The organism is Microbacterium sp. CBA3102 (assembly GCF_007954505.1).
Taxonomy (GTDB): domain Bacteria; phylum Actinomycetota; class Actinomycetes; order Actinomycetales; family Microbacteriaceae; genus Microbacterium; species Microbacterium aurugineum.
Genome location: NZ_CP042412.1, coordinates 2,806,689 through 2,831,099, shown reverse-complemented (window position 1 = coordinate 2,831,099; position 24,411 = coordinate 2,806,689). Strand labels below are relative to the sequence as shown.

21 protein-coding genes and 3 pseudogenes are annotated in these 24,411 nt (G+C 63.9%); 14 read left to right on the top strand and 10 right to left on the bottom strand.

Annotated elements, in window-relative coordinates; translation table 11 throughout:
• Positions 1–2: 2 nt before the first annotated feature.
• The 8 genes and pseudogenes from FGL91_RS13515 (at position 3) to FGL91_RS13485 (ending at position 9,460) form a co-directional block, all read left to right on the top strand.
• Positions 3–995, top strand: a complete 993-nt coding sequence (locus FGL91_RS13515; RefSeq protein WP_153244065.1) for a DUF1837 domain-containing protein — start codon at positions 3–5, stop codon at positions 993–995.
• Positions 992–3,652, top strand: a complete 2,661-nt coding sequence (locus tag FGL91_RS13510) for a DEAD/DEAH box helicase (RefSeq protein ID WP_153244064.1) — start codon at positions 992–994, stop codon at positions 3,650–3,652. Before FGL91_RS13515 ends, FGL91_RS13510 begins: the two co-directional genes overlap by 4 nt.
• Entirely contained in the window at positions 3,649–3,927 is a 279-nt protein-coding gene (locus FGL91_RS13505) for a hypothetical protein (protein WP_153244063.1), read from the top strand. The genes FGL91_RS13510 and FGL91_RS13505 overlap by 4 nt, the downstream gene beginning before the upstream one ends.
• A 302-nt stretch (positions 3,928–4,229) precedes the next feature.
• Positions 4,230–7,766, top strand: coding sequence for a MobF family relaxase (gene mobF, locus FGL91_RS13500; protein WP_153244744.1), 3,537 nt, complete (start codon positions 4,230–4,232; stop codon positions 7,764–7,766).
• A 36-nt stretch (positions 7,767–7,802) separates the two neighbouring features.
• Positions 7,803–8,267: a hypothetical protein gene (locus tag FGL91_RS13495; protein WP_153244062.1), complete on the top strand. Its 465-nt coding sequence runs from the start codon at positions 7,803–7,805 to the stop codon at positions 8,265–8,267.
• A gap of 108 nt (positions 8,268–8,375) precedes the next feature.
• The gene (locus FGL91_RS18940) at positions 8,376–8,912 is read left to right on the top strand and encodes a hypothetical protein (RefSeq protein WP_194239381.1); all 537 of its coding nucleotides are present in this window, start codon (positions 8,376–8,378) and stop codon (positions 8,910–8,912) included.
• Positions 8,902–9,132: pseudogene (locus FGL91_RS13490) on the top strand (tyrosine-type recombinase/integrase); the annotation flags it as partial. The gene FGL91_RS18940 and the pseudogene FGL91_RS13490, both read left to right, overlap by 11 nt.
• Positions 9,125–9,460, top strand: coding sequence for a helix-turn-helix domain-containing protein (locus FGL91_RS13485; RefSeq protein ID WP_153244061.1), 336 nt, complete (start codon positions 9,125–9,127; stop codon positions 9,458–9,460). The pseudogene FGL91_RS13490 and the gene FGL91_RS13485, both read left to right, overlap by 8 nt.
• 12 nt (positions 9,461–9,472) lie before the next feature.
• On the opposite strand, the gene FGL91_RS13480 is transcribed toward FGL91_RS13485, so the two are convergent.
• Complete coding sequence (locus FGL91_RS13480; RefSeq protein WP_153244060.1) at positions 9,473–9,685, bottom strand: hypothetical protein; 213 nt, start codon at positions 9,683–9,685, stop codon at positions 9,473–9,475.
• Positions 9,686–9,854: 169 nt separating this feature from the next.
• Between FGL91_RS13480 and FGL91_RS13475 the strand changes: the two genes are divergently transcribed.
• From FGL91_RS13475 to FGL91_RS13450, 6 genes are all read left to right on the top strand, one after another.
• Entirely contained in the window at positions 9,855–10,940 is a 1,086-nt protein-coding gene (locus FGL91_RS13475; RefSeq protein ID WP_153244059.1) for a hypothetical protein, read from the top strand.
• Positions 10,941–10,953: 13 nt separating this feature from the next.
• Positions 10,954–11,226, top strand: coding sequence for a transposase (locus FGL91_RS13470; protein WP_265491353.1), 273 nt, complete (start codon positions 10,954–10,956; stop codon positions 11,224–11,226).
• Positions 11,169–11,873: an IS3 family transposase gene (locus FGL91_RS13465; RefSeq protein ID WP_153244057.1), complete on the top strand. Its 705-nt coding sequence runs from the start codon at positions 11,169–11,171 to the stop codon at positions 11,871–11,873. The genes FGL91_RS13470 and FGL91_RS13465 overlap by 58 nt, the downstream gene beginning before the upstream one ends.
• Positions 11,842–13,079 (top strand): IS3 family transposase gene (locus FGL91_RS13460; RefSeq protein WP_153244056.1). Its coding sequence is split into 2 segments (ribosomal slippage): positions 11,842–12,127 and positions 12,127–13,079, totalling 1,239 coding nucleotides; the frame shifts between segments, so codons are not numbered across the junction. The genes FGL91_RS13465 and FGL91_RS13460 overlap by 32 nt, the downstream gene beginning before the upstream one ends.
• 84 nt (positions 13,080–13,163) lie before the next feature.
• A complete protein-coding gene (locus FGL91_RS13455; RefSeq protein ID WP_153244055.1) occupies positions 13,164–14,567 on the top strand; it encodes a glutamate decarboxylase in 1,404 nt (467 codons plus the stop codon).
• A gap of 192 nt (positions 14,568–14,759) precedes the next feature.
• On the top strand, positions 14,760–16,178 hold the full coding sequence (locus FGL91_RS13450) for an APC family permease (protein ID WP_194239223.1): 1,419 nt from the start codon (positions 14,760–14,762) through the stop codon (positions 16,176–16,178).
• A 448-nt stretch (positions 16,179–16,626) separates the two neighbouring features.
• Here the strand turns inward: FGL91_RS13450 and FGL91_RS19120 are convergent, their stop codons facing one another.
• The 9 genes and pseudogenes from FGL91_RS19120 to FGL91_RS13410 all read right to left on the bottom strand — a co-directional run bounded on the left by FGL91_RS19120 (position 16,627) and on the right by FGL91_RS13410 (position 24,302).
• Positions 16,627–16,998, bottom strand: a complete 372-nt coding sequence (locus FGL91_RS19120; protein ID WP_227992093.1) for a hypothetical protein — start codon at positions 16,996–16,998, stop codon at positions 16,627–16,629.
• Positions 16,999–17,050: 52 nt separating this feature from the next.
• Positions 17,051–17,710 (bottom strand): annotated as a pseudogene (locus FGL91_RS19115) (MFS transporter); the annotation flags it as partial.
• 147 nt (positions 17,711–17,857) lie between these two features.
• Positions 17,858–18,472 carry a GntR family transcriptional regulator gene (locus tag FGL91_RS13440; protein ID WP_194239222.1) on the bottom strand — a complete coding sequence of 205 codons (615 nt, stop codon included), beginning with the start codon at positions 18,470–18,472 and terminating at the stop codon, positions 17,858–17,860.
• Between the two features lie 259 nt (positions 18,473–18,731).
• Entirely contained in the window at positions 18,732–19,487 is a 756-nt protein-coding gene (locus tag FGL91_RS13435) for a MerR family transcriptional regulator (RefSeq protein ID WP_265491520.1), read from the bottom strand.
• 646 nt (positions 19,488–20,133) lie between these two features.
• On the bottom strand, positions 20,134–20,613 hold the full coding sequence (locus FGL91_RS13430; RefSeq protein ID WP_153244051.1) for a cupin domain-containing protein: 480 nt from the start codon (positions 20,611–20,613) through the stop codon (positions 20,134–20,136).
• Positions 20,614–20,655: 42 nt separating this feature from the next.
• Positions 20,656–20,988: a hypothetical protein gene (locus FGL91_RS13425; protein ID WP_153244050.1), complete on the bottom strand. Its 333-nt coding sequence runs from the start codon at positions 20,986–20,988 to the stop codon at positions 20,656–20,658.
• Between the two features lie 592 nt (positions 20,989–21,580).
• Positions 21,581–22,365 (bottom strand): annotated as a pseudogene (locus FGL91_RS13420) (acetoin reductase).
• A gap of 157 nt (positions 22,366–22,522) precedes the next feature.
• The gene (locus tag FGL91_RS13415; protein WP_227991626.1) at positions 22,523–23,044 is read right to left on the bottom strand and encodes a multicopper oxidase domain-containing protein; all 522 of its coding nucleotides are present in this window, start codon (positions 23,042–23,044) and stop codon (positions 22,523–22,525) included.
• On the bottom strand, positions 23,037–24,302 hold the full coding sequence (locus tag FGL91_RS13410; protein ID WP_153244048.1) for a multicopper oxidase family protein: 1,266 nt from the start codon (positions 24,300–24,302) through the stop codon (positions 23,037–23,039). Before FGL91_RS13410 ends, FGL91_RS13415 begins: the two co-directional genes overlap by 8 nt.
• Between the last annotated feature and the right edge of the window lie 109 nt (positions 24,303–24,411).

Sequence of the window (24,411 nt, the reverse complement as noted above, 5' to 3'; positions counted from 1 at the left end):
AGATGACAGAGGCCCCGGAGTCCGCACTGCCGCTCTCGCTCCTTGACGCGAACCGCGACAAGTTCAACGCGCTCTTCTATGAGCCTGCGAGCACGGCACTCCAGACGAAGACCAACCTGCATCTGCATATTCTTCGTGTGCAGAACGGAGACTTCGACCTTCCGGGGCTGTATCGAGAGCTCAAGGGGAACAGCGCGGCGTACGTGTTGTCACGCCTCAACTACCAGAAGGTGCTGGACGACCCGAGCTTGATGATGGAAGTAGCGAGCAAGGTGCAGTCGCAATTCCGCAAGCCAGAGAAGACCTCCGGCGAAGGCGGAGAGGTAATCCTCTACTCGCTACTCGAAGGCCACCTCGGTGCTCCAAAGGTGCTCTCGAAGATGGAGCTTAAGACGAGTAGTCAGCACTACGTTCACGGCTCCGATGGAGTGCATCTGCTGCGTGTCGATGACACCACTTACCAGCTGATCTTCGGGGAATCGAAAATGTACGGCGATGCCGGGACGGTTGGGGCGAGCGCGAAACGAGGCATCAAAGCGGCCTTCGAATCAGTTGGCAAGGTTCATGAAGAGGGCTTCGACTTCGACACCTGGCTGGTGCAGTCTGAGCTGCTCAAAGAAGAGCTTGACGAGGCCAAGCTCGAAGCGTTGGCAGCGATTCTTCTGCCTTCGGCGGGCAACGGAAACGGTGCCATCAAGAAGCATCACGCATTCGGGATCTTCGTTGGTTACGAAATCGACGTCACCGACCTCAAGGTCGAAGACATGGAACTCGACGAGATTGAGGCTGAGCTGAAGAAGCGTGCGACCGACGCAATCGAGGGCGAGTATGAATTGATTCGTACGGAAATCTCCAACCGGGGCCTCGGTATCTATCCGTTCCACATCTATGCGATCCCGTTTGTGAAACGCGGCACGGGCGACAAAGCCCCGGGGATCGAGAAGGTTCGACTCGATCTTGCCGCTCAACTCGGAAACCACGGGGTCTCGAAATGATGACCGGCCGAATCGCCGCCGACGTGCTCGGCGACATGATCGTCGCAGACGGTGCGTACAAGCAGGATGCTACGACCCTCGAAGCGCACGTGTCCCAAGCGTTCCTCGTCGGCACGACGTCGGCCTCGCTGAATGATGATCTGGTTGACCGACTCCTTCGCTACGCAGACATCCTGTCGCACTCTACGAGTGAGCAGTATCGAGAGGCGTCGTACACACTGATCGCGCTGCTTCGTGAATACCAGGAACTTGTCGGGCTGTCTGAGCGCTCTACCAATCGTGTTGCAGCCGTGGCCGCCGCTGTACTCGTCGAGCTGGGCAACTTCCCTGGGCTGCGGACATTGGCGAACGGCTCCGAAGTAGAGTTCACGCTACCGATGTCACGTGGCATCCTGCGCGCGGCCAAGGAGGTGGTGCAGGCGACGAAGCACGGCAAGCAGACCCTCACCGACACTCAGTATCAGATCACGGAACGGATGCGAGGCGAGGATTACTTCAGCTTCTCGGGACCGACCTCGCTCGGCAAGTCATTTATCCTCAAGGACGCCATCTACGACATCGTCCGCCGCCCAGACCTGGATCAACACTGCGTCGTAGTGCTGGTGCCAACGAAGGCGCTTATCGGGCAGACGGCAGCTGATCTCCGCTCCCTACTCCAGGATGTTCCCGAGGTGAACGTCGCGACCTTCCCCTCACTGCCACGCTTCCTACGCCGCACGTATCCGCGGACAATCTTCGTCTTCACGCCAGAACGGTTGCTTCGTTACCTTGCCGACGCGAAACGTGACATCGACTATCTGATCATCGACGAAGCACAGAAGGTGATCTCGAAGAAGGATGCACGCTCGTCGATCTACTATCACGCGATCGTCGAAGTGACCCGACGGTACGCTACCAAGCTCATCTTTGCGTCCCCGAGCATCCAGAATCCGGAACTGTTCCTGGAGCTGTTTGGAAAAGCGACCAACGGAGCGCTGGCCGTCATGGAGCGTACGGTTGCTCAGCAGCGGTACTTTGTGGACCTCATCGATCGCAAGCAGTACTACCTGTCGGGCTCAGATGCGGACCAGCGTGAGATGGATCGGCCGCCAACGGCGAGGACTCCGATCGAACTTGTGACCTCGCTTAGCGGGGCTCGCAAGTCCATCGTCTACATCAACAGTTCAGCCAAGTCCGCTGACTTCGCCATCGAGCTTGCGGCGACGCTGCCTGAGGTGCAGGACGAGATGATCGACAAACTGATCAAGTTCGTGAAGGAGCATATCCACAAGGATTACTACCTCGTGAAGACGCTCAAGCACGGTGTCGCCTTCCATCACGGGAAGATGCCGCAGGAGGTGCGCGAGAAGGTTGAAGCGCTCTTCTCCGATCCGGACTCACGCCTGCAATTCGTCGTCTGTACATCGACGCTGCTGGAGGGCGTGAACCTTCCGGCGAAGAATATCTTCGTCCTCAACGACACCCACGGCCCGTCGGGTTTCGGCAAGATTGACTTCGAGAATCTCGCTGGACGAGCAGGCCGTCTCACCTACGACTTCTCGGGCAACGTGGTCTGCGTCCGTCACGAGCCAGGCGCATGGAACCAGACCACGCGTGACCTGATCCCGCGTGGAACACCAATTACGGCGGAGAGCTTTCTGGTCAACCCTGGTCGGAAGACCAAGGACTTCACCGACATCGGCAAGGTGCTCCAGGGCAAGCCACTCGCGAGCGGAACTTCGAACGATGCGAAGCGTGCCGTCGAACAGTATTCATCAATCCTGCTGCTGCACCTCCTCGGTAAGCAGCAGACGCCGTTGCGGACGTTATTCATGGAGAAGGTCACTGACGGGTCGAAGATCCTGGACAAGGCTGCCTCTGAGTTCACCGGTTCCGTCGAGGTGCTACGTCGCTCGCCGGGGATTCTGCCGAAGTACCAGAACCTTGTGTGGGACAGCTTGGTTATGGGTGTCGACGGCCCACTGATTCCTGCGGACACAGAAGAGCTCAATTATGAACTCTTCGAGCGAGTGCTCGTCCGGCTCGGCGCGCTGTACGACTGGATTACCACGGAATCGGGCGGTCTGGATCCCCTCGTGCCATCAACCGAACCAGGTTACTCAAAACGCGTCCGCTACTGGGCAATGCTCATGTCCTACTGGGTCAAGGGAGACCCGCTCGTGCTCGTGATTAAGCGCACGATCGCGTACCACGCCAAGCAGGGCACGATCACCTATCGTGACTTCAACAAGTCGCCATACCCGATTGATGAGCCGTTCGATGCGAACAGTGCGAAACACATCAACATCATCATCGAGAGCATGATGCGGGACCTTGAGACTGGTCTGAGATTCAAGATCATCAGCTACCTCGAGAATTACCACGACCTCAGTGTCCAGGCGCTCGGCGTGAACAACGCCGGGTTCAACGTGGCCAAGTTGGTTGAGTATGGCTCCAGCGACTCGAAGGTCATCAACCTTCAGGAGGTCGGCTTCTCTCGGGCAGTTGCGCTCGAACTGCTCGATAAGCACGGGAGTCTCCTCACGTTCACCGCGAACGATGAACTCGACGCCGTCGACGTTGAATCGCTGCTGTCCATCGCAGAGCTGGATGGGGACGTGCGAGATGAAGTTGAGAACATCCTTCGTAAGTCGCCACAGCAAGAGGTTCCGACATGATTCAACCGAACATGGTCTTGAAGCCAGGTGAGCGGGCGTCAATCGATCTGCCCTGGCGCGGGTCTCCCAGTGCCAACTACGAGTGGCTCAAAGAAATTTATGGCACGCGCACGCGGCCGACCTTCGACCGAGAAGCCAAGCGCTTCCTCGTGGCTCGGCCCCACGCGCAGCATGTCCTCGATGCGCTCGTTGATGAGTATGACCGGGTTCTCGTCGTGCAGTATGGTCACGCTGCAACGACTTGCGTCGAGCAGTGTTGGAACGCAAGACCTTAGACCACGGCTGACTGCGAGTGTGGATGTGCTGGTGCGAATCACGGCGCAGGCCATCCCATGGGCAAGGAAGTCAAGGGCGGGCTCTCGGTGAGGCATGAGCTGACGAAGGCGGTGTTTCTGGTCACATCAGATGGCTGGACGTTTCGTCCGCAAAGTGCTGCTTGAGAAACGAGCTCGATCACGTCAACCATCTCTTGGCCCAGTCGGTATCTGACTGACCACGCCTCTGGCAGATCGAGGATTGACCCTCGCTGATCACCTTCTTCGTGACGAAGAAGAGGTGGTCCGCGGTGACGGTTTCGATGCGCGTGATGTCAGCCGGAGACGGCTACAAGTACTTGCTGCGCACCGTAGCCGCGGGTGATGGTGACCGCTCTCTGTCGACGCCGCTCACGCGTTACTACGCCGCCGAGGGCACGCCGCCGGGCCGGTGGATGGGCGCCGGGCTCGCCGCCCTCGGAGCTGGACAGCTTACCGCTGGCAGCGGGGTCAGTGAGAAGCAGCTGCAGCTCCTGGTGGGCATGGGGCTCGATCCCATCACTGGCGATCCGCTCGGCCGCGCGTATCCCGTGTACAAGAGCGTCGCGCAGCGCGTCGAAGATCGCTCCGCAGCGCTCGACACGTCACTTAGTGTTGTTGAGCGTGCGCAAGCGATCGCCACGATCGAGACCGAGGAGGCAGCGGCGGGTACGCGTACCGCGGTCGCCGGGTTTGACTTCACGTTCTCGATCCCGAAGTCTGCAAGCGTGCTCTGGGCTGTTGCTGACGGCGGCTTCCAGTCGCTCATCGCTGATGCGCATCACGCGGCGGTTGCAGAGATGGTTGCGTACGTGGAACGCGAAGTTGCATTCACACGCACTGGCGCAAGCGCTGGCGACGGCGCGGTTGCACAGGTCGACGTTCGCGGCGTGATCGCAACCGCCTACGATCACTACGACTCGCGAGCTGGCGACCCTCACTTGCACACGCACGTCGTAATCAGCAACAAGGTGCAGACGGTGCTCGACGGCAAGTGGCGGTCGCTCGACAGCCGCCCGATGCACGCCGCAACCGTGGCGCTGTCCGAACTGCACGAGGCCGTGTTCGCCGATCACCTCACTCGCATGCTTGGCGTCGAATGGGAGATTCGCGACATGGGGCGCAACCGCAACCCAGGCTGGGCGATCACGTCCGTGCCAGAGCCGCTGATCGCTGAGTTCTCGACCCGCGCGCGGCACATCGACGAAGAGACCGACAGGCTCATCGTCGCCTACGTCGAAGCTCACGGACACAGGCCGAACCCGACGGCGATAATGAGATTGCGTGCTCAGGCGACACTCTCCACTCGCCCCGAGAAGACGCTGCACTCGCTGGCCGACCTCACCGCAGGGTGGCGCGAGCGCGCGCGTGCGATCCTCAGAGAGGATGCTGCCGTGTGGGCGCGCGAGGTTGCGATGAACGATGCACCGCTGCTGTTCCGCGCCGATGATCTGCCGCTCGACGTTATCCGCTCGCTCGGTGAGAGTGTCGTGGCATCGGTCGGCGAGAAACGCTCGACCTGGCGACGTTGGAACCTCACTGCCGAAGCTGCACGGCAGACCATGGGCTATCGATTCACGTCCATGGAGGATCGCGAAGCCGTCGTCGGTCTCGTCGTTGATGCCGCCGAGCAGGTCTCGCTTCGGCTCACTCCGTTCGAGCTGGCGTCGAGCCCGATCGAGTTTCGTCGCAGCGATGAGTCGTCGGTGTTCCGGCCCAAGAACTCGACCGTGTACTCCTCGAACCTGCTCCTCGATGCCGAGGATCGTCTGTTGGAGCGCAGTCGAGAAGTCACCGGTCCGACGGTGCCACTGGCGACGATAGAGCGATTCACGCGAAAGCCAGACCGTGAGAAGCGAATGCTCGGCGAGGACCAAGCAGAGGCGCTCGCTCGCATCGCCGTATCGGGCCGTGTTCTCGACGTGCTCGTCGGACCCGCGGGTGCCGGGAAGACCACCGCAATGCTTGCGCTGCGTCGCGCTTGGGAAGCAGAGTACGGTGCCGGATCAGTCGTCGGGCTCGCTCCGTCGGCGGGCGCAGCCGAGGTGCTCGCGGAGGATCTTGGCATCGCGACAGAGAACACAGCGAAGTGGTGGCAGAACCACATCAACACCGGCGCTTCCTTCAATGCTGGGCAGTTGGTGATCCTCGATGAAGCCTCACTCGCAGGGACGCTATCGCTCGAACGCATCACGGAGCTTGCCGCTGAGGCAGGAGCCAAGGTGCTGCTGGTCGGCGACTACGCGCAGCTCCAGGCGGTCGACGCGGGTGGTGCCTTCGGGCTCCTCGCCCACAACCGCGACGATGTACCCGAACTCGTTGACGTGCATCGCTTCACCCACGAGTGGGAGAAGACCGCGTCACTCGATCTCCGTCACGGCCACGTCGAGGCGCTCGGCGAGTACGAGCAACACGGGCGCATCGTTGACGGCGAGACGGAGGCCATGGTGGATGCCGCCTACGCTGCATGGCGTGCGGATCGCGGCGCGGGCCGATCCACGATCCTGATCTCCGACTCCAACGAGTCCGTTACAGCGCTCAACAGTCGGGCGCGCACCGACCAGATCCTCGATGGCACCGTTCACGGGCCACGTGAAGCGAGACTGCACGATGACAGCCGTGCTGCCATCGGTGACACCGTGATCACTCGGCGGAACGATCGCAGGCTACGGGCCGGTCGCGGCTGGGTGCGCAACGGCGACCGCTGGAACGTGCTCGACGTACGCACCGACGGCGCAGTCGTGGCGCGGAGGCTTGGAGCATCACGTGGATGCTCGGTCATCCTGCCCGCGTCGTACGTGGCTGAGCACGTCGAGCTGGGATACGCGGTCACCTCGTATCGTGCGCAGGGCATGACCACTGACACTGCCCACGTGCTCGTCGACCCATCGATGACGCGCGAGAACCTCTACGTCGCCATGACGCGCGGGCGCACGCTCAACCGCGCCTACGTCGCCGTCGATCGACCAGACGCTGCGCACAACGTGCCGCACCCGAGCGATAGTGGCGCCGCGAGTGGGCGCAGCGTGCTCTGCGGTGTGCTGCAGCACGTTGGGTCTGAGCCATCCGCGCACGAAGCGCTCGTGGCCGAGCAGGAGGCATGGGGCACGATCGCGCAGCTCGCCGCCGAGTACGAGACGATCGCCGCCGCCGCGCAGCGCGATCGCTGGGCCGCTCTGCTTCGCACCTCGGGTCTTACGGAATCGGATGCCTCCGCCGCGGTCGAGTCTGACGCGTTCGGCCCTCTCACAGCCGAGCTGCGACGCGCTGAGGCGAACCATCATAACGTGAATGCACTGCTCCCGCGGCTCGTGCGTGCTCGCGGGCTCGATGACGCGGAGGACGTTGCGGCAGTCCTACGCCACCGGGTCGCTGCGGCGACTGCACGGCCTGCGGGCTCTGGGCGCTCGCGCGTCTCGCCACGATTCATCGCCGGGCTGATTCCCGAAGCTTCGGGCATCATGAGCAGTGAGATGCAGCGGGCGCTGACCGAACGGCGCACTCTCATGGAGGATCGCGCCGATGCCGTGCTCGATCGGGCGCTGGCCGAAGGATCAGCGTGGGTGACCAGCCTTGGCGCTCAGCCCGCCGATCCTCAGCGTGCGGCAGCCTGGCGCCGCGCCGCCCGCGTAGTCGCCGCTTACCGCGATCGCTACCAGCTCACCGTAGATGCCGCGCTCAGTGCGCAGCCGGAATCGACCACCCAGAAGATCGACCACGCGCGCGCCGAGGCAGCGCTAAGGACGATCGTGAAGCTCGACGCGCGTCGGCAATCGGAGGCGCCGCGTCGTGCGCAGGAAACGCGCGGCGTGCGCCTGTGAGTAGCCGATTGTGAACCTCGAACTACGATCGAAGCCATGTCGGTCGAACCGCAGGATCCATCAGTCGTAACCTTCAACGCTGCTCGCGACGCATACCGTGAGGCGCGAAACGCTCAGCGTCTGAAGATCATCGATGCGCTGAAGTCCGCGGGCTTCGAGGTCAAGACGAGAGGCAACGCGGGTCGCGGTCTCAAGAAGTACACCAGCGGCTCCAGGCTGGTTCCGCCGTTCGATCTATCCGGATGGATGTGGGTCGAGGGACAGCGGGGCGAGGCGCACGTCACGGTGAACTTGCAGGTGCTCGACCAGGATCCCAACTCGTTGAACGTGCATGCGCTCATGGACAGGATCGGCGTTGCTGTATTCCGCGCCGACGACCCGATCGACGTTGACGACCCGCTGTTCGAGCGAGCGACCACGGGCCTTCAACTCCCGCTCGACGCAGAGAGCCTCGCCGCGCTGGTTGCGCTCGTCGAGGAGAAAAGCAAGGCAATGGCGTAGGCATCGCGTTGCGCCACTCGCGGATCGCGCAGGCCTGCTTCAAGGTCAGTGGTTCGCCGTAGTGTGGGAAGCAATGAACCGAAGTCAAGATCTCAGGGGGCGGTCGCGATGTCAACATCCATCGATGTCTATCCGTCTACGAGCACCGTTCCCAACCTCGGTGAGTTCGCCGCCGCAGTCCACGCGATATTGATCGAGCACCAAGACAACCCCACTGTTGTCCGCACACTCGGGAAGTTCGATGCGGCGAGCGCAGTGCCGACAGTCGAGCGTCTCACCGAAGTGGCTGGCCGCCTTCGGCCTCGCCGGACGAGTGACCCAGATGTCTCACTCGATATGGTGGGCAATGACTACGGTTGGCTCTCTGTGGACGCGATTGAGAGCGGTTTCGACTTCTACTTCTGCAGCGCGGACGACTACTTCGAAGATCTGCCGCACAGCGCAGTCGTCGACGATTATGCAGAGCGCGCAAAGCAGCTAGGTACGCTCGATGGCTTCCCGTTCGACGATGCGGCCAGCGTTGGATGGTGCTGGTACATACGGCTCCAGGCGACGCAACCGCTGCGTACGCGCCTACTCGCCGGGCTCGCGGCTGCCGCGCTCGCCAGAATCACCAACGGATTCATCCACGTCGATCCGCGATGAGGCCGGACTATCGGATGCGCTGACCCTGCACAGCCTGCGCCACTCGTATGTGACACACCTGCTCGAGTTCGGTTATGCCGAGCGGTTCGTCCAAGAACAGGTCGGGCACATGCACGCCTCCACGACGTCGATCTACGCGTCGGTGAGCTCAGACTTCAAGAACCGCTCTCTCGCTCGTGCGCTGGAGCGTCTGATGGAAGACGAGGATGACGATGATTGAACTGGCGACGACCTGGAATCTGCGCTCCGTGATGGCTTCCCGGGGCCTGTTCCAGACCTCGAAGCTCGGGCCGCTGCTCGCTGAGCGCGGCGTCGACCTGTCCCGGGAGCAGGTGTACCGCCTCGCGACGAACAAACCGCAACGGGTGCGTCTTGACGTGCTCGCGGCACTGTGCGATGCACTGGAATGCTCGCTGACCGACCTGGTCACCGTGGAACGCCGCGAACGTCCCGCCGTGCGGATCGCCGCCGGTGAAGAAGGAACACGGGCCTCGGTCGGCGACCTGCGCCCGGTGCGGGCGAGTATCCGCCGCCCCGGCTCGAACTGACCGGTCGTGGCCCTACCGCCTGAGGCCGAACAGCTCGCGCACATCATCGACATCGCGTTCTTTTCCGCGCCGGAGGTGAGCCGAGACCGGATCAGCCAGATCGTCACGAGCGTGGCGGCCAATCCGGTCGTGCTGCGAATGCTGCAACTCGAGCTGATCAAGAAGCCCGGGGTTCTCGAAGGACATCACAAAGACGTCCCCGTGACGGTGCAGAAGCTGTGCCACGCGCTCGTCGATGCCGGCGCAACGCGCGTGGTCCTACCCTCCTGTGAATCCTGCGACCGGCCCCTGCCGTTCCTCCCCACACCGTGGCCCTGGTGGGGGGCGTCTGTGCTCACGATGCGAACGGAACCGTCGAGCGACGGCCTGTGCGAACTGCGGCACCATCCGACCAGTGCAGCGCGCGATCAACGGCGAACGCTATTGCCGAGCCTGCTGGCGTCAGGACCCGCGGTCGTTCGACACCTGTTCACGATGCGGGAAGCACGCCACGATCGTCGCTCGTCGACCTCAGCTGGTCTGCGTCAGCTGCTACGAGGCACCCCATCATCCCTGCGGTCTCTGCAGCCACACCGACAGGATCGCCACCCGCCTCGACGGCGTCGTGGTCTGCCCCCGTTGCTACTACGGCATGCGCTACCCGCGACTGTGTCCATCCTGTGGACATCAGCGACTGCTGACCGCCCTCAAAGAGGGCCAGCTGTGGTGCGCCGAGTGCGCTGGATCACCCGTGACGTTCGCGTGCCCCGGATGCGGGTCCGTCACCGAGCCTCGGAAACACCGCCTGTGTGCGCGATGCCGCCGTCCGATTGTCGCCCGCTACCTCCTCACCAGCGTCGATGGCCAGATCCGTCCCGAGCTGCAACCGCTCGTCGACTACCTGGGCACGCATCATCCCTCGGCGCAGTCGCTTGAGCGGTGGATGCGCAAGAGCACTGCGGCGCAAGCGCTGCGAGAGATCACCGATGGCACGCTGTCTCTCGATCCGTATGCGCTCATCGACCGAGTTGGATCACCGCAGACAGCTTCCTTCCTGCTTTCCCTGCTCGTCGCCTCCGGCACGATCCCCAACCTCGATGCGCAGCGGGCGCGATTCGAGCACTGGTTCCGCAACTGGCTCCCCACGATCGGCACGACTGAGGAGCAACGCCTCCTCAAACGGTACGACGCTTGGGTGCTCAACAGCTCGATGCGCAGCACTCGACGCGACGCGTTCCAACGCCGCCGCTCCATGCTGCTGCAGACCGCGGCGTTCCTCGAACACATCAGAAGCAGCGGTCACACGGTCGCAACCTTCCCTCAGCGCGAGCTGGACGTCTACCTGACCGGATCCGACTATCGTCCAACTCGACCTCGCCGGACGCCAAAGACTGATTCACACGGTCGACGATTGAGTCGCCCCGGTGTGTCCGGAGGCAGAATTCCTTGGAAGGATCTGTCTCATGGCACGTCCCAGCAAATACCCGCGCGAGCTTCGTGAGCGCGCTGTCCGTATGGTCGCCGAGGTGCGGTCCGAGTATCCGAGCGAGTACGCGGCGATCACCGCGGTCGCGGGCATGCTGGGGATCGGATCGCCCGAAACGATCCGCACCTGGATTCGCCGGGTCCAGGTCGATGGCGGGCAGCGGCCCGGTGTCACGAGCGACGCGCAGGCAGAGATCAAGAAGCTGAAGCGCGAGAACGCTGAGTTGCGGCGTGCGAACGAGATATTGAAGGCGGCCTCGGCTTTCTTCGCGGCCGAACTCGACCGGCCACACCTGCGATAGTCGCCTTCATCGACGAGCACAAGGATCGCACCGATGGTGGGCTCCGGTGGGGTGTCGAGTCGATCTGTGCCATGCTCACCCAGCACGGTTGCAAGGTCGCCCCATCGAGCTACTACGACGCCCGGAGCCGGGAGCCGTCGGCGCGGGAGGTGTCGGACGAGCGGTGGAAGCCGATCATCCTGGCCACGTGGCGCAAGCAACGGCGGCTGCTCGGCGCTCGAAAGCTCTGGTTGCGGTTGCGACGTGAGGGGCATGACATCGCCCGCTGCACGGTCGAGCGGCTCATGCGGGAGCTCGGGATCGCTGGTGTCGTCCGTGGGCGGCGCAAGAACCCGGTCGACGCGGATCCGAGGGAAAGCAGGCCGGCCGACCTCGTCGACCGGCACTTCGCCCGGTTCCGCACGAATCAGCTCTGGGTGGCCGACTTCACCTACGTGTGGACGTGGTCGGGGTGGGTGTACGTCGCGTTCGTGTTCGACGCGCACTCCCGTCGCATCCTCGGCTGGCGGGCCGCGACGAGCATGACGACCCCGTTGGTGCTGGACTGCCTCGAGATGGCGCTCTGGATAAATCGGCCTGACTTTCGTTCCGTTCTTCAAGCAAGGATGGAACACGATGAACAGGAAGTATTCGCCGGAGATGCGTGAGCGGGCGTTGCGGATGCTCGCGGAGACGCGACCGTCGCACCCGAACATGATGAGCGCGGTCCGTCACGTCGCCGGGCTGCTCGGGATGAGCCCGGAGACACTGCGCCTCTGGCAGCGCCGCTTCGAGGTCGACCCGGGCGTGAAGCCCGGGCTGACGACGGATGCGGCGGCGGAGATCAAGCGGCTGCAGAAGGAGGTCTCGGAGTTGCGGAAGGCGAACGAGATCCTCAGGGCTGCGAGCATCTTTTTCGCGAAGGAGCTCGACCACCCCTCGACGAGATGATCCGGTTCGTCAACGAACATCGGGATCGTTTCGGGGTCGAGCTCATCTGCCAGGTCCTGCGACCGGCGGTGAGAGGATTCTTCACCTCACGCGGCTATCGCGCCGCGGTGGGCCGCGCGCCGTCCGCGCGGCAGCTGCAGGATGATCTGCTCGTGCCCGAGATCGCCCGGCTGCATGCGGAGAACTACGGCGTCTACGGGCGCCGGAAGATGCATGCGCTGATGCGCCGGCAAGGGTGGGACATCGGTCGCGACCAGACCGAACGCCTCATGCGCCTCGCCGGGGTTCGCGGTGTCCGCAAGTCGAAGCGCGTGTTCACGACCCGCTCCGACACGACCACAGTGCTGCCGAGTGATCTCGTGAACCGTCGCTTCACCGCACCAGCGCCGCGACGGCTCTGGGTCTGCGACGTCACCTACGTCGCCACCTGGTCCGGGTTCGCCTACGTCGCATTCGTCACCGATGTCTACTCCCGCCGCATCGTCGGCTGGAACGTTGCGGCGACGCTGCGCTCCGAGATCCTGCCGATGCAGGCCCTGGACATGGCCGCCTGGAACGCCGGTGGGCGCCTCGACGGACTCATCCATCACGCGGACCACGGGTCGAACTACACCGCGATGGTCTACACCGAGAGGATCGTCGAACTCGGCGCTGTCCCCTCGACCGGGACCGTCGGCGACAGCTTTGATAACGCGATGGCCGAGGCCGTGAACAACCTCTACAAGACCGAACTGATCCGCCAGCGCGGGCCCTGGCGCACCGTCGAGCAGGTCGAGCTCGCGACCCTCGAATGGGTGTGGTGGTGGAACAACTCCCGCCTCCACGGCGAGCTCGACATGCGAACACCCGCCGAGGTCGAACAGGCGTATTACGCTGACCAGGAATCAGCCAATCCGGCACCTGTCGGACAAGGCTCCCGATAGGAACGAAAGTCAGGCCGATTCAGGACTACGCTGGAATTGGGTGTTGGCAACCCCGCCTGCGCTGCACGGTGAAGGAGGAAAATAATGTCGAACACGCAACGCATCACGCGGCACGAGGATGGACTCGACCGGGTCGAGCTCAACCCGATCTTCTCCAGGCCGGGAGAGGCTACGATGCTGCCGAAGTTTCTCTTCCCCGAGGAGGAATCGCTGCAGGAAACCGCTTATCAGATCGTCCACGACGAGATGATGCTCGACGGGAATGCCCGACTCAATCTCGCGACTTTCGTCGGCACCTGGATGGACGATCACGCGTCTCGGCTTTATCTCGAAGCCGCCGATAAGAACATGATCGACAAGGACGAGTATCCGCAGACGGCAGCCATCGAGACGCGGTGTTGGCGTATGCTCGCCGATCTCTGGCACGCTCCGGACCCCGCCAATAGCATCGGGACATCCACGATCGGCTCGTCCGAAGCATGCATGCTAGGTGGCCTCGCCCTCAAGCGCCGCTGGCAGCATGCGCGCCGCAGTGCTGGAGAACCCACCGAGAAGCCGAACATCGTGCTCTCCAGCGCGGTGCAAGTGTGCTGGGAGAAATTTTGCAACTACTTCGAGGTCGAACCAAGGTATGTTCCCATCTCCGAGGAACATAAGGTTCTCGACGGTCACGGCCTCGAGAAGTATGTCGACGAGAACACTATCGGCGTTGTCGCGATCCTGGGCGTCACCTACACAGGGATGTACGAGCCCGTCGCGGCCATCGCCGCGGCGCTCGATCGCATCCAGGAGGCCACCGGAATCGACGTGCCCATCCACGTTGACGGCGCGTCTGGTGCCATGATCGCTCCCTTCTTGCAGCCGGATCTGGAATGGGACTTCCGTATCGAGCGCGTCGCCTCGATCAATACATCGGGACACAAGTACGGCCTCGTCTACCCGGGGCTCGGTTGGGTCGTTTGGCGGGACATCACCGCGCTCCCCGACGACCTGATCTTCCGCGTCAGCTATCTCGGCGGCAACATGCCGACATTCGCTCTGAACTTCTCCCGCCCCGGCGCGCAGGTCCTCCTGCAGTACTACCTATTCTTGCGACTGGGACGCACAGGTTTCCACGCCGTGCAGCAGTCGACCCAAGACGTTGCGCTGTACCTCTCGAGCGAGATCGCGAAGATTCCGGCCTTCGAGCTCTGGAACGACGGCTCGGACATCCCCGTATTCGCGTGGCGCCTACAAGATGGTTACACACAGAACTGGAATCTGTACCACCTGTCGGAACGGCTCCGCATGAAGGGTTGGCTCGTGCCCGCGTACCCGATGCCGGCCGACCTCGTGGACATCACCGTCCAGCGCATCGTCGTCCGCAACGGGTTCAGCCACGACCTCGCCTTCTCGTTCCTCGCAGACCTCCGGGAAGCAGTCGCCTACCTCGATGCCCTCGAAGGCCCGCTGCCCGCAGAAGGCCAACACTCCGGATTCCACCACTGACCCAGAGCACAAGGAAGGGACGAGCTGATGTCTCACCACGAGTCCGCAGGACCGGACGAGCGCGCGGACGGCACTCAGGCCCCTACGGCGGAGCACGTCAAACCTCATCCGTACGGCCGATCGGGTAACCGCCGCCCAAGAAACCACACAGGGCCGGCGATTGGCGCCCCCGCGGCAGGAGCGACGGCCTACATGTCGGTCGTGCAGCTGTCAATGCTCACGGTGGTAGTGGTGGCGTCGCTGCGATCCCTGCCCGCAATGGCCACCTATGGCCTGGGCTCCATCACGCTCTTCGTCATCCCCGCGATTCTGTTCCTCGTGCCGACCGCGCTCGTGGCAGCGGAGCTGGCAACGGGGTGGAAAGGCGGCATCTTCACCTGGGTGCGTGAGGCCTTCGGCGAACGCGCAGGGTTCGTCGCGATCTGGCTCCAGTGGATTCAGAACGTCGTGTGGTATCCCACGCAGATCGCCTTCATCGCGGCAAGCTTGTCGTTCGTCGTCGGAAAGCCCGATCTCGCACAGAGCGGGATCTACACCGCCATCGTCATCCTCGTCCTCTACTGGGGATCGACTCTCATCACTCTCGCCGGCGGCAACCTCTTCGCCAAAGTCGGCAGCTGGAGCGGGATCTTCGGCACGATCCTCCCCGCGGTTCTCCTGATCGCGCTCGGAGCGCTCTGGCTGGGCACGGGAGAACATTCCGAGACCTCACTACAGCCTTCAGCGGTCATACCGCCCTGGACCGGGATCGCCGCGATCGTCCTCGTAGTCTCGAACGTTCTCGCCTATGCAGGCATGGAAGTCAATGCGGTGCACGCGAACGATCTGAAGAACCCGGGACGCGGCTTTCCCCGATCGATAGCCTTCGCCACGATCCTCATCCTGGGTGTGTTCATCCTCCCCACAATCGCGATCGCCGTGGCCGTGCCGCAAACCGACCTCGGGGTGACCAACGGCATCAACCTGGCCTTCCAGACCTTCTTCGACCACTGGGGCATCTCGTGGGGCACACCGGTGATCTCGCTGCTCGTCGCACTCGGTGCTTTCGCCTCGGTGGTGACGTGGATTGCCGGGCCCTCACGCGGCCTGCTCGCCGCCGCGCGGACGGGACTGCTTCCGCCGTTGCTCCAGCGCCGGAACAAGGCAGGGGTGCAGGTGGGCATCCTCGCGGTGCAAGGAGTGATCGTGACGTTGCTCGCACTGCTCTTCGTCCTCGTCCCCAATGGCAACACAGCATTCGTCGCCCTGGTGGACATGGCAGCAGCGCTCTACCTCATCATGTACATGCTGATGTTCGCCGCCGCGATCCGGCTGCGCCGGACGCAACCAAGGGTTGTTCGTAGCTACCGGACGCCTGTGATGCCCCTGGTGGCAGGCTTGGGTTTCATCTCCTGCGCCGCAGCCTTCATTCTCGCCTTCATCCGCCCTACCGGGTTCTCTGGGCTCTCCGATGCCACCTACCCCCTGGTCGTCGCCGTCGTCGTGCTGCTACTGGGCGGCCCTCCGCTGGTCTTTTACGCCGTGCGCCGCCCAACCTGGGACCGACGGAGCACGGCGGAGAAATCGAGCACCGACATCGTTCTGGTGAATCCGATACGTCACGAGGACTGAACTCCTACGGGCGCCGCATGATGACATAGCCCACTGCCGACGACGGACTCCGTGTCGCGGGAGACTGTCGACGACGATTCGGGCGAGTCCTCCATATCTTGGATGCAGCATGGCGATGTCCATCCGCATACTTCCTGAGGAAAAGCGACGCGCGCGATCTCAGTATCCTCAATGTCGCGAGGACACTCGCGATCGGACCGCTCATGGCTGCCATACTGATCGACCTGTCGCGATACGCGGTGAACCTGATCTTTCGCACGGCCGTGCGGAGGCGCGATCACAGGCGCCCGGGGCGCAGACGTCACCATGCCACTCCCGCTGCACCTCGACTGCATGGCGTCCTTGACGGCGACCGGCCCGCGGGCATCGCAAGCAGCTCGGAGCCTGGCGGCTGCCTCCGGAGCAACCGCGCTGCCAGTCCCATCGGACGGCGATGCCCGGCGACGCGCTACGGAAGGTGCCTGTGCCAGCTCAGAGCGACGATGCTGAAACTGATGAGCGCAAGAACCGCGCCGATGACGAACATGACCGTGTACGGGAGCCACGCACCCACTAGCGCAAGAACGGCCGGGATGAAGAATCCGATGTAGGTCAGCGAGTAGTACACGGCCGTGAGCCCCGCGAGATCGTCGGGGCCGGCGATACGCTGAATCTCGCGGAGACCACCAACGAGCAAGAGTCCATACGCAGCCCCGAGCGCGGCAGCGGCGACGACGACCCACGCCAACGAGTCGAGACCGACCGCGACGGCCGCCAGCACCATCCCCCACGACGGTGACTGCGAGCGCCAAGCCGACACCGCGGGCCGAGCCGGGGTCATCGAAGCGGCCCGCAATCCGCTGCGCGCCGACGCCGCATCCTAGTGCGATCACACACAGGAGCCCGCTCATCGCGATCTCCAAGCCCGGAGCCTTCGACATCATCAGGCCAGGCAGTATCGCGTAGGCACTGGCCGCTGTGCCGAAGACCCAGGGCGCCATGGGCACGACGACGAAAAGGAAGCGACGATGCACAGCGGACGGAATCTTCAAGTCCTCGAGTAACGGCCGACCGTCATCACTTGTCCGCCTACTCTCCGGCACCCGCCACAGCAGCGAGAATGATGCGATGGCTAGCACGATGTGCACGAAGTATGGGCTCTGCTGCGGTGCGGGCCCGAATTGCGCGAGCGCCGCAGCAACCCCCGCGCCCAGGGCAAAGCCCGCTGTGAGGGCGAGCGCCGCGCGCCCTGCGCCGCTCCCTTCCCGGGCTCCGGTGTCGAACGGCGCCTGCGACAGCTCCTTCACCCAGGCAGTCCCCACCGCCATAACCAACCCCAGCGCCACACCCGAGAGAACTCGCCCGGCGAACAACACGGTCGGCGATGAAGCGCCCAGCGCGAGCAGAACGCTCCCAGCGACAGCGACGAGCGGAGCAGGAAGGAAGAACGGCCGGCGTCCGAATCGGTCGGAGAGAGGGCCTCCGAGGATCAGAGCGGGCACGATACCGAGAACGTACGCACCGAGCAGAACGTCGAGCACGAGAGGCGTCATCTCGTCCTCCTGTCGGTACATCACCAGCAGGGGGGGTGAATTCGTTACCACCCCACGCGACCGCGAAGAGCGCCGCGCACACGGCCATCCAGGGGCGGATGCGGTGCCGAGGACCCGCATCCGGGATCGGGAGGGAGTCCGTGATACTCATGGCAACAGCTCCCGATGTGTACGCCGGATGTGAGATTCGAGCGCGATTCGGAATGCGTCGCTATGCGCACCATCGATCAGCCGCGCGAGCTCGGTGTGGTCGTCGAGGACCCCCTCGAGGCGGTCCGCGCGCTTCCACAGCGATCGCGCCGTCATCCGCCTCTGCCGATCGCTCAACGACGCGAAAAAGTCCGATAGCAGACGGTTTCCGCCGGCATCGACGACCGCAGCGTGAAAGTCCGCGTCCAGGACCGCGAAGCCGTGAAGGTCTTCCCGCGCAGCGGCATCACGCTGCCCCCCGAGGATCGTCTGCAGTCGCTCGACAAGTTCGGAACGCAGCCGGGCATCGCCCGAGACCCGGGAGACGGCATCCGACTCGAGGAGAACGCGCGCCCGCACGATCTCCTCGCGTTCGTGTGGCCTCACCTCAACGACGAACGCACCGCGCTTGGGGTACAAACGCAACCACCCCTCGCCCTGCAGTCGCAGGAACGCCTCACGCACCGGAGTGCGACTCATACCAAGCTCGTTGGCCACCATCCCCTCGCTGATCATGCTTCCCCCCAAGTAACGCGCCATCCAAGATCTGGGCACGCAAATGGTGGTAGGCAACCTCGGACGCGGATGCATGGCTAGCGGCACCAGATTCGGTCACGCTTGCCCCCCTTGTTTCTGAATACAACATAGATACTAGTCGCATACTCTACAAAAGACAACAAGAGAATGGCGGGGTGTTTTTACGGCGCGGCCTGAGCCAGCCTGGGCACAGGTTGTGGGAGTGGACCTGCCGAAAACGATCGTTTTCGGCGAGCGAACATGACCGCCCTGATGACAGCAGCCAGAGGGAATGCAGGTTCGACATAGACGGTCTTCAGCTGCGACGAACAGGCTGCTGCAACTCCGTCACCCAATCGGATTGGTTTTCCGAGATCGCCCGGACATAGAGTTCCCGACACGGCCCTGCGTGAACAAGCCCTCTAGCAAATATCTCAGCGTGGATCGCTTGCCAGCTTTCGGCGATGTGATCCATGGAACCGAGATGGATGCCACACACGGCCGCATCAGCAGCGGGCAGGTCGACAACTTCGAAGCCATCGCGGACGGGCCCGTTGTAGGCGTAGCCGGCGATGACCTGCAGACCGGCTTCAATCGTCTCGTACTGTGCGATCGGCGTCGTCAGAGACCCGCACTCATCGCCGATGATCTCGGAAACGGCATCGAACGCGGGACCCACCACGCTTGCGACCTCAGGTTGATCTGCGACGACTACCCGGCGGGCGGCCAGGCGGACAGCGGGCAGCGACTTCTCAACGATCTCTATCTGGGACATGTGGTTCTCCTTCTCGATAAGTTGGAGCCGCCGTTCCACGTCAACGAGTCGGTCAGCAGCGATGCGGTGTTCCTGCTCGACCTCAGCGCGTCGGATACGCAGCAGAGCGGCGATGCGATTCGCGTCGACTCCGCGCTCAAGAATCGACGAGATGTCGTCGAGACCGAAGCCCAGTTGCCGCAGTGCAACGATCCGATGCAGGCGCTCAAGTTGCGAGGGATCGTAGGAACGGTAGCCGCTGCACTCGTCGACGTGAGCTGGTACGAGCAGACCAGCGGTGTCCCAATGCCGCAGCATCCGGTGGGTCACCTGGCCGACCTGCGCGAAGGCTCCTATGGATAACATGTCTCAGTTCTCTCGCCTTCCACAGTGTCAGAGTCAAGTGTCGTCCTGGATTCCGCGTCATGTCCGCCCTCTAGATACACGAGACGTCACATCGACGCCACCTGGTGCGTAACGCCAGCCGAACCGCGACGGGCGTCGCGTAGCCCATACGACACGAGGCACCCCGTCGCGCGGGCCCGCCGGAACCCCCTGCTGATTGCGGCGACCGTTTGTGGCAGCCGTCACGCCCCCTACATCCAGGCCGGCCGTAAACGATCGTTTTCGGCGGGCGTCCTCTTAGCTCGGTGAAATTTTTGCCAGCGGCTTCTGGGCACCCGCTTTCTCCGCCGCCAGATGCATCGTTCGCATGCGTGTGGAGTTTGACGCTTTGTGGCGGCGTTCTGTGATCGCACGGTGTCGCAGACAGGGCACAGTGTTGGCCTGCCCGAGGAACCATGCGGCCTTGCCGACACTCTGACACGAGGCCCAGTCGAGGTCCTCGACATCCGTGATCGTCAGACCTACCAGCGTGAGGGGCGGGAGCGTGGCGCGCTGCCCGGGGTGGACCAAGACGATCCTCGTCCGCAACATCCTTACGGAGCGGTGACACAAGTAGACGTCAGTTGGCGTGCTCGTCCGGCGCGCTGTCCTCGGGCTGGACGGTCCATACGGGAGGCTCGTCCTTACCGGTCGCTTCGTCTTGTTCTGCCTTGTCGCTGGTTCCCTGGGTGATGCCAGGTGCGTGGTGCACCGGGGCATAAATCGCGTAGAGGCGCAGCGGTTCGTCGCCAGTGTTGATCACGTCATGCCAGGTGCCGGCGGGGACCTGGACAGACCACCCATCCGAGACGTTTTGCTCGAAGTCGAGCCGGTCCTTGGCCGGGCCCATGACGGCCCTGCCCTGTCCGGCATCGAGGCGCAGGAACTGATCGGTGTTCTGGTGGACCTCCAGGCCGATGGACTCCCCGACCGGGATAGACATCAGCGTGACCTGCAAATACTTCCCGGTCCACGCCACGCTGCGGTAGTTCTCGTTCCGCCGGGTGGCCTCTTCGATGTCGAACGCGTTCGGGCGGGGCCCGATGTCGTTGATGGTCATTGTGTTCTCCTTTTGTGCTCGGACTTCGAGTCCAAGTCAGCATCATCTTTCGGGGGGAGTCAAGGGTGGGTGGGTTTCGGCGAACCTCGTGGGGGCGAGGAGAGCGAGTACGACGCCGGCCCCAGCGACGACGAGGACGCCGCTTAGTCCGGCTGCAGTGGCGCCCATGGTGGCGACCAGGGCACCGGCGAGCCCGGTGCCGATGGCGATGCCGGCCTGGTTGCCGAGCTCCATCTGCGATGAGGCGCGCCCGACCGTGCCAGCGGCATCATCGAGGACGGCGATGGAGTTGATCGTGAAACCGAGACCGGCGCCGAGCCCGGCGATGATCCAGCCCACGGCGGCGACGGGGACGGGGACGGTGGTGAGGATCACGGCACCGATCACCGTCAAACCCGCGATGACGAGAATCGCTCCGAGGCGCGCGATGCCCCCCCTTGGTCATGCCCCACTTCAGGAGCCGGGCGGGGCATAGGCGCCGGCGGTCCACCCGATGATGCCTGCGGTCAGGACGATCCCGGCGAGTGTAGCGCTGATCCTCGCACGCTGGTAAGGGCGAGCGGAATGAACAGGTCTGCGGTGAAGAACGCCATGGACAAGGCGGCTGCGAACACCACATTCGCCGGGAGCCCTCGACGCGCGGTGAGCGTCCCGGCAGGCAGAACCCGCCGGACGTGCGTGCGCGCCCTGACCTCGAGCTCGCGGAGGTTGCGGCTGACGCGTTCGATACGTAATTCAGTACAGGCGTATCGAGGTGGCTGCACCACTGGGCGCCGATTTGTGGGCGCGAAAAAGCCCCCCGACGCAGGTCGCGTCGAGGGCAGGTGAGTACGATCCGGTCGTGACTTCGTCTGATCTTCACGAGGCCTTTCCGACTGCTCGGTCTGCGGCTGAGCTGCCGATACCGGAGGGCGCCCGGAGGGTCACACGCCGACGCGCGGCGGGTGGTGAGACGGTCAGTGATGACTCAGTTATAAAGCATGCCGCCGTCGACGAGAAGCACCTGGCCGGTGACGTAGTCCGAGTCGGGGCCGGCGAAGAACGACACGACCTTCGCGACGTCCTCGGGGGTCTCGATGCGGCCGAGCGCGATGCCCTCCACGTTTTCCTTGAGGTTCTGGCCGAGTGGCTTGCCGTTGATCTTGCTGAGCTCGGCGTCGATGAGTTCCCACATGCCGGTGCCGACGATGCCGGGCGCGTAAGCGTTCACCGTGATGCCCTTCGGAGCGAGCTCCTGCGCGGCCGCCTGGGTGAAGCCGCGAACGGCGAACTTCGAGGCCGAATACGCGCTGAGGATGGGGAACCCTGGATCGACGCGATGGATGCCGCGGAGATGATCTTTCCACCGTGACCGAGCTGTTCGAACTTCGCTGCGGCCGCCTGGATGCCCCAGACCACGCTGTCGACGTTGATCCGGAAGATCTGATCGAGCTCTTCGGCGGTGATCTCGAGTACGGGCTTGATCTGGGCGATGCCGGCGTTGTTGACGATCACATCGAACCCGCCGAGCTGTTCGGCGGCTGCGTCGACAGCGGCAACGACCTGGTCGCGCTTCGACACGTCCGCAGCGACGAAGACCGCTTTTCGGCCCAGCTGCTCGATCTCGGCGACGACCGAATCACCCTTCTCGCGCTGCGGCTCGATGTCCGCGACGGCGATGTCAAAACCGTCGGCGGCGAGACGAAGCGCGATGCCGCGCCCGATCCCCTGCCCGGCTCCGGTGACCAATGCGACCTTATCCTGAATAGCCATTCTCGTACTCCTTCTCAAACGCGAACGGGCGCCCAGCAGATTCGATGTTCGCGGGCCTGGCGCGTCGTACAGTGCAGGGCCAGCAGAAGTGGCTGCCCGTCTCCCACTTCAACATGGCGAATCGATTGTATTCCCTGGCGCTCCTGACGTGCCAGGGTCACGCCATGAACGGCATGAGTTCGGGAGGCATGGTCACAAAGGGCCGCATCATATCGCGATCCTCGTGCTCGAGGATGTGGCAGTGGTACATGTAGCGGCCGCTGTAGGCGTGGAACCGGACGGCGATCTCGACGATTTCGTGGGGGTTGACGCGGACTGTGTCTTTGAGCCCGCGCTCGTTGGCGTCGATGACGTGGTCGAGCTCGTCGTCGGGGTCGCGACCGAGAGTGATCCGCGCGCTGAGGTCGAGATCGCCGATGCCGTCGTCGGGGATCTCCCAGCCGATGGGCCGGCGCGCGAGGACCTGGAAGGGATCGAGGTGGATGTGGATGGGGTGCGTGTCATCGGTGAGGTTGATGAGCTGCCAGATCTCGTACTGGCCGAGCATCGGGAAGAACGTGGCGGTGTCCTCGAAGTGGGCGGCAACCGCGCGGTAGCGCGTCGTGTGGTCGCCGTCGGTGAGGGTGATCAGCGGACCGGTCGTCTCGTCCTCGTCGTCGACAACGGCGAGCTCACGCATGGTCAGCATGTTGGGTACGTCCTCGAACTCGCGCTCGACAAGCGCGATGGCACGCCGCGGCGCCGCGTCCAGCTCCTCGGGTTTTGGCAGGGCGAAGTCGGTCGCCAGTTCGCGGGCACCGGACGGTGCGCGACCGGGCCGGGACGACACGGAAACGCATGACCTGGGGGTACGGCAGCAGCGCGTCGAGATCCGCGGCATCGGCGGCATCAGCGGCGGGAAAGGGCGCGCCATCGAACGGAGCGCCGGCGGTGTTGTAGAGCGTGAGCTCGGTGCCCGGTTGAAGGTCCGAGAAGTCGACGAGCAGGTCGGCGCGCTCGGCTGAGGCGAGGACCAGCCCGTCGGATGGCAGCGCGACGGGCTCGCGGAGTAGGCCCGAGTCGGTGCCGATCTGAGTGATGCGATCGAATTCGGGCACGCCGTCTCGCAGCAGCACGAGCCGGAAGGTGCGGGCGTTGGAGCCGTTGAGCACGCGGAAGCGGTACGTGGCGGGCTGGACGTCGAGGATAGGCCAGACTTTGCCGTTGACGACCGTGAACGGCGCGAAGGCCTCCATCACCCCAGGGTCGGTCTTGTGCACCAGCTGGCCGGTCAGCCGACCGCCCTCGTCGAGTCCGAAGTTACGGTCCTGCAGCAGCAGCGGCACCTCGTACGGTGGTCCCTCGGGCAGCCCGAGGTCACGTTCGCGCTGGTCGCGGATGATCCACAGTCCCGCCAGCCCGGCGTATACGTCGAACCGAGTGACGCCCATCACGTGGTCGTGGTACCAGAGCAGCGTCGCGCGTTGGTCCATCGGGTAGTCAAATACGGCGAGCTGGCCGGGTGCGAAGAGGTTCTCGGTCCAGCCGTCGTACACGGCCGGTGTCAGGCCACCGTGCAGGTGCACGACCGAGTGTCCCGTCAGCGCCGCGGCGTGCGGGTCCGGCGTGCCGCCGCTCAGACCGGGACTGCACTGCACAGGCACACCGTCGGCGTCGACCTCGTCGCCGGCCATCGTTACGATGACGGGCAGCCCGCCGTCAAGCTCGTTGCGCCACTCGACGCGGACCGGGTGGCCGCGCTCAGCCTCGATCGTCGGGCCTGGGAGCGTGCCGTCGTAGCCCCACACACGCGACCGGGGCAGATCGCGATGGAAGCTGTGCGAGCCGGTACGGATCCGCACCGTCAGACGGCCGTTGTGATCGCGCGCGAGCAGGCGCTCGGGCAACGGCAGAACGTCGACGAACGGCGTCAGAGGCATGCGGTGCGCGGCGGCCATGCGCTACACGCTACCAGCCCGCCCGACGTGTCGTGGGACTATGCACACACGGTATAACGGATGGAGTTCCGCGCGCAGACGCGAGCGTCGAACAGAGGTCTCGCGGATG